Below are 16,379 nucleotides of genomic sequence, written 5' to 3'. Positions count from 1 at the left end.
GGAAGGAGCGGCGGGCAAGATGCCCGCACCACAGGCTTTGAGATCGGCGCGAGTCTCGATTTCCTCCTCCCTAGATCCGGCTAACGGGGTCTGCCCAAGGTGGTAATATAAATGACCGCTTCATCTTCGGGAATGCCGAGAACTTCGTTGACGCGATCGTCGAAAAAGCCGCCGATCCCACTGACGCCCAATCCCATGTAAATTGCAGCTAAATTGAGCCGTTGACCGAGATGTCCGGCGTCCATGTGCAGGTAGCGGTAAACGCGATCGCCGTATTTGGCGATCGCCTTTTTCAAATCTGCCGTATGGAAGACCAAGGCGGCAGCATCCCGCCCTAAATCTTGTCCCAAACACAAGAAATGCAGTTCGCGACGGAAGTTTTTAAACCGCACTTGGCGTAACTCTTCCGCTTTGGGGGCGTAATAATAACAGCCTTCGTCCAACCCTTCCACGGAAGAGACGGCGACAAAGGTTTCGAGTAAGGTCAGGTCGAAAAAGTCCGGTTGTCCGTCCAATCCTTGATAGAGATAATGTTCTGGATGGTAGGTAAAATCGAGAATGGCATTGAGTTCTTCTAAAGTAATCGAGGCGCCGTTATAGCTGCGGGTAGAACGGCGGCGCAGGATCGTATTTTCCAATCCTTGGAGATTTTCACCCCAATCGATGGGGGGCGTTCGGGTGGAGACTTTAGAACAAAAGGGCAAATTATATTTATCTTCCCGTTCTTCCGGTTCGCTGTCTCGGGTCCAGCCTCCGGTACCACTGGTATCGGTATCGATCTCGGTGGCGTGGTGGAAGTAGGTGAGTAAGTCCCCGTCGGCGACCTCGGGATAGGTGGTTTGGGTGGCAGAGGGTAAAGCGGTACGATAGGGGGGCAGGTTCTGATCGACTGCCAGCAAGTCGGCGAGGGGAATTACGGCGATCGCTGCTTCTCGGTCGGGATCGAGATAAAACAGCTTGTTGAGGGAGGCATCCAGAAAGCCGCCGATAGCGTGAGGTCGGTAGTCGGTTAAGGCGCTGGCGAGTTCGAGGTTGCCGAGTAAGTGGCCCGTATCGAGAAAAATACGACGGTAGGCGCGGTCTTCGTAACGCCAAGCGGAGCGGTAAAATACGGCGGTGGTGGCGATCGCCAGTCTCGTACTTTCTAAGACGGGATGCCAAAAACACGAGCCTTTCAAGGTGGGCCAGGCGTCTGCATCCCAGAAGCGGATCAGGGAGTGAGTTTTGGTTTGGTAGTTGTAAAGTCCGGGAGGCAGAAAGGGAGTGCCTTGAGAGATTAGGTACACTTCCGCCGGGTATAAGCCTCCGGCGGAAGGTGCGGCCCGAAAATAGAGGGGATTTCCGGTACTCGTCGGCACTTTGGCGGTCAGTCCGTAAGTGCAGAATAACAGCCGCGACAGTCGCTTCAAGCCGAGAACCCCTCGGTCTTTGCGCTCTTCTTCGGACAGTTTTTTCAGATACGGTTTGAGGTCGATCGTCTTGCCGATCTTGTATTCTTTAAACGGGATCGGTTGATTTTCCCAATCCAACTTTCGCGCTTTCGCGGCGAGGGTGTCGGGGTCGTATTTGGTGCGATCGTGATAGTGTTGGGCGATCGAAATTGGCAGATCTGGCATAGGGGGAGTGCGTCACTATTTTTGTTGAACATTCTTTCCGATCTTGACATTAGTGAGGCGGAAAAGGCGAAGTTTCTAAGTAAAAATACTAAGTCTTTACCCGGGCGCTTCCGTAATTGCGGCAGAAAAGGCGATCGCCTCGCGCAAGGTCGCGGCGATCGGGATTAAGTATTAAAAAAATTTAAAGAAAAATGAGATTGTTGTTACATTCCGTTAACCTCAAAAAAGACTAAGTATTAATGCTCAAAAACTTTTTGAGATCGATACTCAAACCATCTACTCTCGGTCGTTATTATAGTCAGCAGACGTGCAGCCAATGGAAGGGGTTGACGAAGAAAACACATTGTTATGCAGAAACTCAGTGCCAAAGAGGTATTAGCTCAATATGGAGCAGGTCGTCGCGATTTTGCCGAAACAGATCTGGCGGCTATCGATTTATTTGAAGCAGATTTGCAAGAAATCAATCTGGTTAGTAGTAATTTAACTGAAGCCTACTTACCTTATGCCAATTTATCTTACGCAAAGGTAGCACTAGCTCAAGCCATCGCGATCGAGTTAAGTGATGCAAAATTATATCAAACCGATTTATCGAATGCGAATTTAGCAGGCGCTAATTTATCGCGCGTTAATTTACGGGGCGCTAATTTAAGCGGTGCAAATTTGTCCGGCGCCAATCTTCAAAATGCCGACCTTTCTAATGCCGATTTAAGTAATGCCGATCTGTCAAAAGCTAATTTAAGCCGCGCAATTTTGGAACGCACCCGATTGAGTGGAACAAAATTATATGGATGCAATTTGTTTCGCGTCCAGCAGTGCGATTTATCGGAAGCTTATCTCGATCGCCTGACGGTTTATCCCGATGGCTATCGCCGCTATCACGATCGCTGAACCCTTGGCGGTTGGCGATCGCTAGTCAGACTCGGAAAAAGCCGATAAAATAACGATCGCCCGTCCCTTAATACAATTACCATGAACGAGGTTGTCATCGACGTCGATCGCGCGATCGCCACGCTAAAACAGGATTTACCGACCCTTTTTAAACGGGATATTTCTTACGATATTTACCGAGACGATATCTTTTTTCAAGACCCGGTCAATACGTTCAAAGGAAAATTCAACTATCGGATTATTTTTTGGACCCTACGTTTCCACGGTCAACTCTTTTTTACTGAACTTGATTTTGACGTTGCCGACGTGCGCCAAGCGAGCGAAAATACCCTTTTCGTAGAATGGACCGTGCGCGGTACCTTACGGGTACCGTGGAAAGCTCGTATTTTCTTCAATGGCAACTCAACTTATAAATTTGACGAACGAGGATTCATTTACGAACATATCGATCGCTGGGATCGCAAGCCGAGCGAAATTTTAAAACAGTTTTTCCGTCGGGGAGATTAAATTAAAAAGTTCGAACGGGCGATCGGTTTTCTCGATCGCTTAACAAAGAGTTGAAGCCAATTCGGGTTACTTTTTATTAAAAAGAAGGAGAGGACGTGAAGGGAAGAAAAGAGCAGTAACATTTCCTTACCAAGGATGCCTCTCTCCTACTTTTAGAGCCATATAGCGAGCCTAAATTTCTTGGAACAAAACTGGCGATCGGGATGCTCGCACTCCCAAGGGTTTCAGGTAGGGAACTCCGATCCAATTGATTGAGGAAGGCTATAGTATAACTATTGACGATCGCCTTTTTTTTTGCTAGGCATAAGAGGTAATTTGATTGATTCTAAAACTTATGTCAGCTTTTAATTTTCAACTATTAAGAAAAGTTGGGGTGACGGTGGCTCTTTCCGCGATCGCCGCGATCGCCAATCCTGCCAGTGCCGCGCCGGGACCAAGCCAGCAGAACGCAGAAGGGATGACTCGTGCAAGCCATCCGGTCACCCGCGTAGCTCAACTGCAACAAGGAGGAAATGCCGCACAAAAACAGGCGATCGAAGCGGCAGTTCGTGAAAATTTGCGCGCCTTAAACAACGAAGATATCGACGCTTACATGGCGACCATCGATGAAAATTCACCGGTTTACGACTTTACCCGCAGTTTCACCCAACAGTTAATCGACAATTACAACCTCAGATACGAAATTAACAGCTTGGAAGTGATCTCGCAATCGAGTAACGAAGCACAAGTTCAAGTCACCCAAACCACGACCAAAATTAGCGGTCCTGAATTTAGAAATAACCGCATTCAAGCGGTACATATCCTCAAAAAATCTAATGGAGAATGGAAAATTTTCGCTACGGAAGTTCGTAACGTCGAATATTTAGATTAGCGCGATCGCCCCTCGAAAGATCAAAATAATTGCCACGAGGAAGACCGTAACAATTTGAGGTGTTCGAGACGTTGAGTAAAATAGCTCTCGTCTAAGCGACTGTAGTTGTAAAGACGGGCATTGTGGAGATTGATCGACCACATCCAGAGATGGGCCATTTGAGTGAGGGATTGCAAACCGTCGAGTTCTCGTTGGCTGAGGGGTTCGACACCTTGATACCCTTCGAGAAAAGCCTGACGGACGGCTTTACTCGTCCCGGCGCGTAAGGAAACTTGCCAGAACTTGGCGATATCAAAGGCCCGCCAACCATAAGCGCATTGATCGAAATCGAATAAGGTCATCTGTCCGGAGGGGGTAAAGTGGACGTTCCCACTATGGGGGTCGCCCCAGCAGACGGTCCAAAAGGGGCTGTGTTGGGGCAGTTCGGCGAGTCGGGCTTCGATCGCGCCGATTGCCTCTCGTAGCTGTTGGAGGTCGTGGGGGCGGTGTTTGAGGAAAGGCGCGATCGCCTCTAGGGCATCTTCGAGTAAGTAATCGGGGGTTAACGACTGGCGAACCCCCCGAGGACGAAATTTCTGGCAAATTTGATGGATTTTGGCCAGAGTTTCGCCGATCGCAAAACTTTGGGTCGGGTTGAAGTCCCCCACCGGAACCGTTCCCGGGGCGTAAGGAAACAGGGCCGCGTAGCGATCGCCCTCCGGCGCCGCGATCGTTACCGAGAGGTCTCCGGCGATCGTGGTCAACGGGGCCGCAACCGGGAGGTGGTGGCGATCGAGAAAATCGAGCAATTCCAATTCAAAATCAATTTCTGACTTCGATCGCCAGTGGTAGTGGGAAACCCTCAAAACATACATCTGCCGTGACGTTTCTACCACGTAAACGTCACTCAAGCCGCGATGCCAAAACTGACAACGACGAACCGGGTCGAGAGGGTAGCAGGCGAGAACGCGATCGACCAATGCCTCGGCGTTCAGGGTCGAGTAGATAACCGGAAAGACCTCGTGAATCATAAGATTTTGCCGCGCAGGAACGAATCGATCGATGGATTGATGAGGCGAACGGCATTCAACGGTTGACGACAATTTCTACTGCCACTGCACCCACCAAAACCATCACCGTCTCAAGGGTATAAAGTCTGCGTTCCTGCAATCGTTATTTGTGTAACAGTACACAAAAAAAATGGGTCTGCCGACCCCAAAATCGAGAAATTCGCGATCGCCGCCTACATCCGTTCCGAGGTTTTCTTGGGGGCGGCGGATGTCTGAATCGGTTGGCGTTGGGGAATTTCAATCACAAATTCCGCCCCGCGTTTCTTTTGCGAAACACAGTACAATTTGCCGCCATGTTTTTCGGTAATAATCTGATAGCCGATCGCCAAGCCCAAACCCGTCCCTTTTCCGGTCGGTTTCGTGGTAAAGAACGGATCGAACAACCGCGCCAAGACCGATTCTTCAATCCCCGGACCGTTATCGGCAATTCGGATCGAGACCCAATCGCGATCTTTAATTGCAGTTCTAATCCAAATTTTCGGCGATTTCTCCGCGTGGGTTTTTCCTTTCCCTTTATTCCCGTCGAGGGCGTCGATCGCGTTGCTGATGATATTCATGAATACTTGATTGAGTTGACCCGCATAGCACTCCACTAACGGCAACTCTTCGTATTCTCTAATAATTTCAATCCCGCCTTTCTGCTCTGGATTGAGACGATATTGCAAAATCATTAATGTATTTTCAATGCCTTCGTGAATATCGACGGGTTTCATGTCGGCTTCGTCGAGACGGGAAAAACTTCGCAAACTCCGCACGATTTCTCGCACTCGTTCCGCCCCGACTTTCATCGATTGTAAAACTTTCGGCAAATCTTCAATCAGAAACTCTAAATCGACTTCCTCCGCTTGGGCTTCGATATCTGGCGGCGCCACGGGATAATGATTGCGGTAGAGATAGAGTAAATTAATTAAATCTTGAGTGTAGTTATCCGCATGGGTGAGATTGCCGTAAATGAAGTTAATCGGATTGTTAATTTCATGGGCAATTCCAGCGACTAACTGACCCAAACTCGACATTTTTTCAGTTTGAATCAGTTGGGTTTGAGTGCGTTTGAGTCGTTCTAAGGCTTCGGCTAGTTTACTGGCTTGCTGCCGAGAATGCGCTTCGGAATGTTGTAAGGCTTCATTGAGCCGTTGCAGTTCTTCGGCTTTTCGCAAAACAATATGAATCAGTGCGGTTCTCAACTCTAAAGCCGCATCGACTTCGCACGCTTTCCACGGTAGCGATCGCCCGTAAACAGTTTCTTTCCACAAATCGAACGAGTGACGCGGCGTTAACGATTCGCTGCCATCTTCTTCTACTTCTACGGGTTTGTTGGGGTTTCCTGCCCATTTCACCGTTTGCACGACTTCCGGTCGGAACCAGAGAACGTATTTCCTCGGATGGCGGGCGATCGGAATTGCTAATAAGCCGCTCGCCGTCTGTTTGAATTGCTCCGCTTCTTTATAAAATTTGGACAGACAATCGGTTTGAAATACGGGTTCGTCGCCGATCGCACTTTCGATCCAGTCGATTAATTTATCGAGTCGTTCTTTGTCGGGAGTTTTGCCGATCGCTCGGAAGCGATCGTCAAAATAAATCGCCGCTCCCGAAGCTCCAACCAACTCTAAAACATTGGGTTGTCGCCCGACTAACCCATCGATAAAGTTGTCCTCAACGGACATATATTCAATTAAGCGAGTGACGATAGATTTTAATTCGATTTTGTAATCGTAATCTTGATTGTTTTCTTTGGAATCAATTTCCAAAGACATAATTTGTCCGAGAAATTCGCAGGTTTTCCGGACTTCGTAAGCGATATATTTTGGCGAATAGTGATGGCAGGCGATCAATCCCCACAAGCGATCTTTGTGAATCAGGGAGATTGACATCGAGGCGCGTACCCCCATATTTTCTAAATATTGAATGTGAATGGGGGAGACACTGCGCAATACTGAAAAACTCAAGTCTAAGGGGCGATCGGTGAAGGGATTGAGTTCGGGAACAATCGGACTCGGTTGATAGCGAATGTCGGGAATAATTCGCAACCAATTTGAGTAATACAGTTGGCGCGCTTGTTTGGGAATGTCCGACGCGGGATAGCGCAATCCTAAATAAGGCTCTAACTGCGGTGCTTTACATTCGGCGATCACGGTTCCGTAACCTTCCACCGGATCGAGCTGGTACATCATCACGCGATCGAATCCCGTGAGTTTGCCAATTTCCCGAACCATTTTTTCGCAGAGTTCCTGCAAGGTCGCGGTGTTTTGGATCTTGGAAATTGAATTTCTCAGTAAGTCGTAAACGTTTAAAAAGGAAAGGTTCGATCGCGTGCGCGCGGGTTCTAACTCTAAAAGGACCAATCCATCGTTTCGGTGGATAATTCCGTCAAATAATAACTTTCTCCCTTCCGCTTCTACGGATAGGGGAATCGGATTCCTGCCGCTAATATCTTGGTGTCTGAGATGCTGGGACAGCAGTTCGAGATCCGTAGGATCTAATAATAGGCTGAGAGATTGACCGATTAATTCACGGACTTGGCATTGAAAAATGGTAGCGATATTGGTGCTGGCTTGTACGATCTCGAAGGTATGCTCTTTGAAAGCCAACAGCAATCCGTGCGGTTGAATGGAACCGGGGATATGTATGGGTTCCCGGTCGCAATTTGTCAGATCGACTTCGGGATATGTGGAGTGGAGGTTGCTATTCATTGACGTGCAGTCGCGCGATCGCCCAAACCTGAATTGAGTTGTTTAATATTATAGAAATCCAATTTATTTCTTGACTCGAATTTATAAAATCGTTACATTCTTAAACATTTTAACCCAATTGAGGATAAGGCGATCGCCTCGTGGCCAAATTAGAAAGCCATCGTTCCCCGATCGCGCCTACCCAATAGGGATCGAGAAGTTGCGGGAGAGAAACTTTATTCTAACCGGGACGATCGCCGGGGAAGTACGAGGATATTTTAAAGGACAATCGTGCAAATTCTCTTGTTTCGGTTCAGTTTGAACCCATGAAAAAGATGCCGCTAAACTATTCACAAACCCGTATAATTTACGAAAATTAAACCATTTTCTAAATTTCTATTCGTCTGAAGAGACGAGGCTCTAGATCGAGCCTGTTACCGTCGTAGCAAAGGCGGGAATCCTCAGCCCAGCCGAAGGATTCCCCCCCTGGAGACTCTTACTTTTTCGCTTTTCCCTTTTCGCTTTTCCCTTTTCCCTTTTCCCTTATCTCTTTCCCCTTCAACACTTCCTTCAGATATTTGCCTGTATAAGAAAGGGGATGTTCGGCAATTTGCTCGGGGGTGCCGATCGCGATCGCCTCGCCCCCTTTATTTCCCCCTTCCGGACCGAGATCGATAATCCAATCCGCACAACGAATCACGTCCAAATTGTGTTCGATAATTAGAACGGAATTGCCTTTATCGACTAATCGTTGCAAAACATTTAACAGTTGGTGAACGTCGTAAAATGACAGTCCCGTAGTCGGTTCGTCGATTAAATAAAGGGTTTTTCCCGTGGCCCGGCGCGATAATTCCGTGGCGAGTTTGACCCGTTGGGCTTCGCCGCCGGACAGGGTAGGGGCGGGTTGTCCTAAATGAATGTAACCGAGACCGACATCGACCAAGGTTTGCAGGCGGGTGGCGGCGCGGGGGATATTTTCAAATAGAGCGCACGCTTCCTCGACGGTCATGTTGAGGACGTCGGCGATCGATTTTCCTTTGTATTTGACTTGCAAGGTTTCGCGGTTGTAGCGCGCTCCTTTGCACACGTCGCACTGAACGTAAACGTCGGGGAGGAAGTTCATCGAAATGACGTTGACGCCTTGACCGCCACAGGCTTCGCAGCGTCCGCCTTTGACGTTGAAAGAGAAGCGACCGGGTTTGTAGCCCCGGGCTTTAGCTTCGATGGTTTCGGCGAAGAGGGCGCGGATGACGTCGAACACTCCGGTATAGGTGGCGGGGTTCGATCGCGGGGTTCTGCCGATCGGCGATTGGTCGATGACGATGGTTTTATCGACGACATCTTTAATGGTTTTCGTACCCGGGGTTTCGAGGGCGTCGAGGTCTTCGGGAAGGGGGACTTTGCGGGTGAGGTGGTGTTGCAGCGCCGGATAGAGCAGTTCTTCGACGAGGGTGGATTTCCCGGAACCGGAGACCCCGGTGACGCACACGAGTTTGCCGAGGGGAAGGGTCACGTCGATGTTTTTGAGGTTGTTGCGCCGACAGTTTTTGAGGACGAGCGATCGCCCGTTTCCCGGTCGTCTCTCGGTGGGGGTGGCGATCGCGCGGCGCCCGGACAAATAAGCCCCGGTGAGGGACTCTTCTGCATTGAGGAGGGTTTCGAGAGACCCTTGGGCGACGATCGCCCCGCCGTGAACCCCGGCCCCGGGACCGATATCGACGATGCGATCGGCAGCGCGGATCGTGTCTTCGTCGTGTTCGACCACAATTAAGGTATTGCCGAGGTTTCGGAGTTTGGTGAGGGTGTCGAGGAGACGACTGTTATCCCGTTGGTGCAGTCCGATGCTGGGTTCGTCGAGGACGTAAAGCACCCCGGTGAGTCCGCTTCCGATCTGGGTGGCGAGGCGAATGCGTTGGGCTTCGCCGCCGGAAAGGGTCATGGCGGGGCGATCGAGGGTGAGGTAGTCCAAGCCGACATCGAGGAGAAATTGGAGGCGCGATCGCACTTCCCGCAAAACCAGTTCGGCAATTTGAGCTTGGCGATCGCTCAATTCCAAGTCATTGACGCGATCGAGGGCTTCGGCGATCGAAACTCCGGTCAGGTCGAGAATGCCGTACTGTCCGACGCGAACGGCGAGGGCTTCGGGTTTGAGCCGTTTTCCGCCGCACTGTTCGCAGGGGAGATCGACGAGATAGACTTCGAGTTTTTGCTTTTGGGTTTCCGAACTGCTTTCCTCGTACTGGCGTTGCAGCATTCCCAACACCCCGGGGAAATGGCGGTAATAGCCTTTGGTGTCTCGATAGCGCGATTCGGTTTCGATCCAGATCGGTTCGGGGGATCCGTTGAGTAACGCCGCTTCTTGGGTCGGGGTGAGGTCTTTCCAGCGCGTGTTGATGTCGAACCCGAACGCCTGTCCGACGCTGTGGAGGACGCTGAGGTAATAGGTGCTGTCTTTTTCCGACCACGGGGCGATCGCGCTGTAAACGGGGGCTTGGCGATCGGGAATCACCAGATCTGGGGAAAAGGCGCGCCAACTGCCCAATCCGTGGCATTGGGGGCAGGCGCCGTAAGGGGAGTTGAAGGAAAATAGGCGCGGCGAGAGTTCTTCCATCACGGCCCCGTGTTCGGGACAGGCGAAGTTTTCGGAAAAGACGATTTCGCGCGGCGGTTGGTCGTCGCTATCCGGCTGGATGAGGACGATCGCGACGCCTTCGGCATTTTGCAAGGCGGTGGAGAGGGAATCGGCGAGACGTTCTTGGATACCGTCTTTTTTGACGAGGCGATCGACGACAATTTCGATCGTGTGACTTTGGTTTTTATCGAGGGCGATCGCGTCGGACAGGTCGCGGATTTCGCCGTCGATCCGAACCCGGACGAAGCCATTGCTGGCGAGGCTGGAGAGCAGTTTTTTGTGGGTGCCTTTTTTCCCGCGCACCACCGGGGCGAGAATTTGGAATTTCGTGCGATCGCTCAACTCCATGACCCGATCGCACATTCGATCGATCGTTTGCGGCGCGATCGAGCGATCGCAGTGCGGACAGTGCGGTTCTCCGGCGCGTCCGAACAGCAAGCGCAAATAGTCGTAAATTTCGGTGACCGTCCCCACGGTGGAACGCGGGTTGTGGGAGGTGGATTTTTGATCGATCGAAATCGCCGGGGATAACCCCTCGATCGCCTCCACGTCCGGCTTGTCCAGTTGTCCCAAAAACTGCCTGGCGTAAGCACTCAGGGATTCGACGTAGCGACGCTGACCCTCGGCAAAAATCGTATCGAAGGCGAGGGAAGATTTCCCGGAACCGGACACCCCAGTAAACACGATCAGGCGATCGCGCGGCAGTTCGAGGTTGAGATTTTTGAGGTTGTGCTGCCGCGCCCCCCGAATCCGAATGCAGTTCGGATTACCTGTCGTCGGCGCGACAGAGGGGGGGACTGACTTGCCGTTCTCGGTTTCGGCAGGTTGGTTGTCAGAGACAGCAGAGTTAGGCATGGGGTAGTCTGCGATACATTCCTTAACAATTTTAGCGGGTTTCGAGCCATCGATTTTCGATCCGGGCGATCGCTTCGTGTCCCGGTCGTCCCGTTCCCCATGGGATCGGGGATGACCGATCGATCCTTCCCGACGATCGCTCGGTGTTTTTCCTGTTTCCTCAATCGGCGATCGCTCGCACGAGAACTAAGCGGTAGGGATGCAAACTTTTGCATTCCTACTTATTGCGGATTGCTTGTAAAAGAATTAGCAATTTCCGCCACCACCGGATCGAATTGCGATTGCAGCGATCGACGGTAACGAAGTTCTAAAACCTTGAAAACGCCCCCCTCTTCCCGTTCTTCTACGACCTTTTGATAAAAAACAAATCCGTCATCGTATCCCGAAACTACAAACCAATTATCTCGACGAACTTTATACGTTACTTCTCGACGATCGCTCCTCCGCGTCGCTTCGCGATACCAACCGTCCAAACTGCCATGGAGAGTATGGTGAGTCCCGTAAACACTCATCACGATCTGATTGTCCTCAGAAATAAACGATTGACCGTCTCCGTTTTGAGCTTCCCCTTGGGGAACGAGCAGATCCCTCGGATATTTCACCGCATAATTAAATCGGGAATTGTAATAAGTTTCGTAGGCGATTTCCTCCGGTGGCGGGACGGCGATCGAATCGCCCACTCGTTCGCAAACTGCGCGATTGGCTTCGTAATAAACTTGATTGGGATCGTTCGGTCGTACCGTGATTTTACGATCGCGCTGTTCGGTGCGATCGACTTCGCCATTTTCGTTATAAAAGCGAGCTTGTTTCAGTTCTACTCGTCGAAGATCGCTACAATTAACGATCGCTTCCGATTCAAATTCTCGCCGATTCGATCCGACAACGATCGTATATTGAAACGTATTGTCGCTCAGTTTCGTTAGGGTTTTAAGATCGACATGGCGATCGCTATTTTTACCCTCAGAACTGCTCAAATGGATATAGCGATCGTTTTCAGCTTGTCCCGGAAACGTACAGGCGGCGAGGGGCGTTACAACGGCGATCGCGCCGAGGAGGGCGATCGATTTCCAGCAGATCTTTTCAATCACGAACATGGATCGAGACGGGGAAGATTGAGCAAAGGCGGATATAAAAGAATTTTAATCGATAAAATCATCCTTGTCGATTTAGCGGTCAGTTAATGCTTCAAATCCGGCAGCAATATCGAGAAGTTCTCCGGTAATCGAGCTTTGGCGCTGGCGCCGATATTGACCCGTCAGATCTTCGAGACGTTCGTTAATATTTTTTTCCGCCGCTTGCATCGAAGACAGACGGCTGGCGTTTTCACTCGCTAAAGATTCGGCAAAAGCGCGATAGAGAGAAACAAAAAGATATTGCCGAATTAATGCCGAAAAGAGAACTTGCCAATCCATGGTAAAGGTGGGCATTACGTTACTCGGCCACTGTTTATTTTGTAGGTTAGATAACCATTGGCGATCGACGGGTAAGAGAGGAAACACCCGAGATTCGTAACTAGAACCGGAAACGGAATGATTGTAAAAGAGAACCACGCGATCGATTTCGCCCTGTTCTCGCCACCGTTCGATATTGAGAATAAGTTCTTGCACCATGGGGGTAATTTCTTTTGCCGAACTGGGGACGGAAAAGAGGGCGTCAATTTCGTATTTTGAGGCTTGAATGGGCAGGACAACCCGCGCACCGACGGCGGCGATTGAGAGGCGATCGATCGTTTCGTTGTGTTCGTGGAAATAGGCGATCGCCCGTTCGGCAATTTGTTCGTTAAATTGACCGCACAGTCCTTGGTCGGAACCGAAAACGATCGCCCCCAAGCGAGCAGTTTTGGGATTGAAATTGCCCAAAAATTCGCCAAAATCATCGCCCTCAAAATACTGGTGTTTGAGCGCAATTTGCAAGCCCATTTCTACACTACGGTTGTAATCGGCGAGAGATTGGACGGCTTTTTGATATTGGCGAATGCTGACCGCCGCTAACGCTTTCATTGTTTTAACTACGGATTGCAAATCTTCAACCCGAGTAATGGTAGATTTTAAGGCTTCTGGAGTTGTCATATCAGTCGTTATCTGCGCTATTTTCTACTTCGTTATCGTCTAAAAAAGGCGCGATCGCATCCCCGGCGACTTCCACGAGGGACTGGCGATCGTCATCGCTCAATTTTTCGCTGTTTTCGATGCGATCGCACAAGTCCGGGTGGCGATCGATCGTCCGTTCTCTGACCGCATTTTCTGCATCTTCAATGCGATCTAAAGGGATGTCGTCGAAAATCCCCTCGTTCGCCGCCATCAACACCGCAATTTGTTCCGCCACGGGTATCGGTTGTGACTCCGGTTGTTTGAAAATTTCTCGCACTCTTCGCCCCCGTTGTAACGTTTGTCGGGTATCTTCATCGAGTTGAGTTCCGAAACGGGCGAAAACTTCTACTTCTTGGAATTGGGAATAAGAGAGGCGCAGATCGCCGGAAACATGGCTGTAAGCGGCGAGTTGAGTCTTTCCGCCGACGCGAGAGACCGATTTACCGACATCTACCGCAGGTAATACAGCTTTTTGGAACAAATCCGGGGATAAATAAATTTGACCGTCGGTAATCGAGATTAAATTGGTAGGGATGTAAGCGGAAATATTTTGCGCTTGAGTTTCGACAATCGGCAACGCCGTGAGAGAACCGCCACCGAGTTCGTCCCTTAAGTGAGTCGATCGCTCTAACATGCGAGAGTGGATGTAAAAAATATCGCCGGGATACGCTTCGCGACCGGGGGGACGACGCAACAACAACGACAGTTCGCGATACGCCCACGCATGGCGGGTTAAATCGTCGTAAACGACTAAAACGTCGTGTCCCCGTTCCATAAAATATTCGCCCATTGTCGTCGCGGCGTAGGGGGTAATGTATTGCAATCCCGGGGGATCTTCGCCACCCGCGACTACGGCGATCGTGTAGTCCATCGCGCCGCTCTCATGTAATTTGGAAACGGCTTTGGCGACGGCTGAGTTACGTTGAGCGATCGCGCAATAGATACAAATTGCGTTTTTGTCTCGTTGGTTGACGATCGTATCGAGGGCGATCGCGGTTTTTCCCGTTTGGCGATCGCCGACGATCAATTCTCGCTGTCCCCGTCCCACGGGAATCAGCGCATCGACCACTTTTAAGCCCGTTTGTAGGGGAACGGTGACCGGAGCCCGATCCATAATCGCCGGGGCTTCCCGTTCGATCGATCGCCGTTCTTCTACTTGAATCGGTTCGCCGCCATCGAGCGATCGTCCCGTCGCATCGATCGCGCGACCGAGTAGGGATTCGCCGACGGGAACTTTAAGCTCGTTTCCGGTACGATACACTTCATCTCCCGCTTCCAGACGATCGCTATCTCCTAATAAAATTACGCCGATTTCATCCGGATCTAAATTGAATGCAATCCCGAATAAATTCCCGGGAAATTTGAGTAATTCATCGATCTTAAGATTCGGCAATCCCGAGACCCTGGCAATTCCTTCACCAACGGATTTTACGCGACCGATTTCTCGCACTTGAAGGCGCGGTCGATATTCGTGTAATACCGAATTAAAAGTAGATTGAGTGGCTTCTAAAACTCTTTCTAATACGCGATCGCTCGTCATTCACTTCGTCCTCTGGCTGAAAATATGTTGAATATAAAAATAACTAGATTGTCTCTCTTTACTGAATTGCTTGTAGCTCTTTTTCGATCCCCATCAACTCCGTTTCTAAATTTTGGAAATATCCGTCTAATGTCCACCCAATTTCGCGATCGCCCAGCTTTAACTGGATGCCACAATCGAGATCCGAGGATTCTACAAATTCGACCGATTCCAAATCGAGTAAGCTGCACTCTTGTAACCGATCGATTAACTGCTGTCGGGTTGATTGGGAGAGCTTAAAACTGGTACGAATTGCGATCGCCTGTCCGGAATTTCGGATCGATCTCGCGATCTCGTCTCGGTCTCGTTCGTCCAATTGTTTTAATTGTCGTAGGAAAACATCGATCGCGCGGTTTTGTAATTCTTCATCGGCGAAATCTTTTAAAACTCGACGGGCGATCGTATAACTTTGGCGGACGAGTTCGACCTGCAAGGCTTTTTCCCGATTTTCCTCGGACTCGACCCGATCGCTTTCCTCTCGATCTAGGGGAACCGTCACGCGATCGATCGCGTCTCGGAAGCGATCGCGAACCCCTTGCAAATAAGATTCGATCGTCCATGCAATTTGATATCCGCCTATATTCAGCGTAATTCCGCCAATTACTCGGTCTGATGTTTTAAAATTGACATCTACCCCGTCAATCTTTAATTCTCGCCCCATTACATTGAGGAATTCCTCGCGAGTTTCCGGCGACAGCGCGAAGCGAGTGCGAATTAAAATCGGCGCGTCAGACGAGTTGAGTGCTTCGCGAATTTGCTCGCGATCGCGATCGCTCAAGTGATGGAGGCGATCGATCAGTTGGGCGATCTCGCGCTCTTCGAGATCGATATCGGCGAGATCCCGCAAAACCCGCCGGGTCAAACTGTCCGTTTCTTCGACGAGTTGATTTTGCAAGTTTTCTACAAAATGATGGCGATCTCGCCGTAACTTAGAATGCCACTGGGCGCGCATTCGATCGACTTGCGATCGCGCTTCTTCCACTAAAGACTTGCGGCATTTTTCCGCTTCTTCCCGGGCTTCGGCGAGCCAGCGATCTCGCTGTTGCTCTAACTGTTCTTGTTGCTGGCGGTACGATTTAGCTTCGCGGTCGGCGACTTCGCGCGATCGATGCGCCTCATTCCACTGTTGCTCGATCTGTCGATCGCGATCGGCGATCGTCTTGACAATGGGTTTGTATAAAAAACGCTGCAACAAATAAACGAGAATTAAGAAATTGATAAGTTGGGCAATAACGGTAAACCAATCAATTAACACGAATTACCCTCCACTTCGATCTAAAACATAATTCCAAAATGGATTGGCAAAAATTAAAATCATCGAGACGACAAAACAGTAAATTGCCGTGGATTCAATCAACGCCATCCCCACAAATAAAGTACGAGTAATCGTATTCGCTTTATCCGGTTGTTGCGCCAAAGCTCGCATCGCATTTGCTAACGCCAATCCTTCACCGATCGCCGGACCGATCGCTCCTAAACCAATCGATAGTCCTGCGGTAAAAATTGACATCATCCCAATTAAACTAATGTCGCTCATCGATCTTTTTTACTCCTATTTTTTGGACGATATTTCTTCCGATAGTTCTTTTGTACTGAAACCAAAATTAACGCTCTAGATTCGAT

Annotated in this window: 12 protein-coding genes; 3 read left to right on the top strand and 9 right to left on the bottom strand. The window is 50.0% G+C overall.

Annotated features, from left to right (window positions below; translation table 11 throughout):
- Window positions 1-80: 80 nt before the first annotated feature.
- Window positions 81-1,616, bottom strand: a complete 1,536-nt coding sequence (locus tag JJD41_RS16740; RefSeq protein ID WP_200668608.1) for a SagB/ThcOx family dehydrogenase — start codon at window positions 1,614-1,616, stop codon at window positions 81-83.
- A 348-nt stretch (window positions 1,617-1,964) separates the two neighbouring features.
- Here JJD41_RS16740 and JJD41_RS16735 point away from each other — a divergent pair, with 348 nt between their 5' ends.
- From JJD41_RS16735 to JJD41_RS16725, 3 genes are all read left to right on the top strand, one after another.
- The gene (locus JJD41_RS16735; RefSeq protein WP_200668606.1) at window positions 1,965-2,504 is read left to right on the top strand and encodes a pentapeptide repeat-containing protein; all 540 of its coding nucleotides are present in this window, start codon (window positions 1,965-1,967) and stop codon (window positions 2,502-2,504) included.
- Window positions 2,505-2,585: 81 nt separating this feature from the next.
- Complete coding sequence (locus JJD41_RS16730) at window positions 2,586-3,011, top strand: DUF2358 domain-containing protein (RefSeq protein ID WP_200668604.1); 426 nt, start codon at window positions 2,586-2,588, stop codon at window positions 3,009-3,011.
- A 334-nt stretch (window positions 3,012-3,345) separates the two neighbouring features.
- Window positions 3,346-3,882: a Cif family virulence factor gene (locus tag JJD41_RS16725; protein ID WP_200668601.1), complete on the top strand. Its 537-nt coding sequence runs from the start codon at window positions 3,346-3,348 to the stop codon at window positions 3,880-3,882.
- Window positions 3,883-3,902: 20 nt separating this feature from the next.
- On the opposite strand, the gene JJD41_RS16720 is transcribed toward JJD41_RS16725, so the two are convergent.
- The 8 genes from JJD41_RS16720 to JJD41_RS16685 form a co-directional block, all read right to left on the bottom strand.
- Entirely contained in the window at window positions 3,903-4,892 is a 990-nt protein-coding gene (locus tag JJD41_RS16720; RefSeq protein WP_200668599.1) for a phosphotransferase enzyme family protein, read from the bottom strand.
- 212 nt (window positions 4,893-5,104) lie between these two features.
- Window positions 5,105-7,621, bottom strand: coding sequence for an ATP-binding protein (locus tag JJD41_RS16715; RefSeq protein WP_200668597.1), 2,517 nt, complete (start codon window positions 7,619-7,621; stop codon window positions 5,105-5,107).
- Between the two features lie 475 nt (window positions 7,622-8,096).
- The gene (gene uvrA, locus JJD41_RS16710; protein ID WP_200668586.1) at window positions 8,097-11,087 is read right to left on the bottom strand and encodes an excinuclease ABC subunit UvrA; all 2,991 of its coding nucleotides are present in this window, start codon (window positions 11,085-11,087) and stop codon (window positions 8,097-8,099) included.
- 221 nt (window positions 11,088-11,308) lie between these two features.
- The gene (locus JJD41_RS16705) at window positions 11,309-12,175 is read right to left on the bottom strand and encodes a hypothetical protein (protein WP_200668576.1); all 867 of its coding nucleotides are present in this window, start codon (window positions 12,173-12,175) and stop codon (window positions 11,309-11,311) included.
- A gap of 78 nt (window positions 12,176-12,253) precedes the next feature.
- Window positions 12,254-13,156, bottom strand: a complete 903-nt coding sequence (locus JJD41_RS16700) for a F0F1 ATP synthase subunit gamma (protein ID WP_200668574.1) — start codon at window positions 13,154-13,156, stop codon at window positions 12,254-12,256.
- Window position 13,157: 1 nt separating this feature from the next.
- Window positions 13,158-14,717 carry an alternate F1F0 ATPase, F1 subunit alpha gene (locus JJD41_RS16695; RefSeq protein WP_200668572.1) on the bottom strand — a complete coding sequence of 520 codons (1,560 nt, stop codon included), beginning with the start codon at window positions 14,715-14,717 and terminating at the stop codon, window positions 13,158-13,160.
- 58 nt (window positions 14,718-14,775) lie between these two features.
- Window positions 14,776-16,011: a F0F1 ATP synthase subunit B family protein gene (locus JJD41_RS16690; protein ID WP_200668570.1), complete on the bottom strand. Its 1,236-nt coding sequence runs from the start codon at window positions 16,009-16,011 to the stop codon at window positions 14,776-14,778.
- A gap of 3 nt (window positions 16,012-16,014) precedes the next feature.
- Window positions 16,015-16,293, bottom strand: coding sequence for a F0F1 ATP synthase subunit C (locus JJD41_RS16685; RefSeq protein WP_168570953.1), 279 nt, complete (start codon window positions 16,291-16,293; stop codon window positions 16,015-16,017).
- Between the last annotated feature and the right edge of the window lie 86 nt (window positions 16,294-16,379).

The sequence above is a fragment of the Oxynema mangrovii CENA135 genome (assembly GCF_016632315.1).
Taxonomy (GTDB): domain Bacteria; phylum Cyanobacteriota; class Cyanobacteriia; order Cyanobacteriales; family Laspinemataceae; genus Oxynema; species Oxynema aestuarii.
Note: the sequence above shows the minus strand (reverse complement) of the source record. Positions and strands in the feature narration are given on the sequence as shown.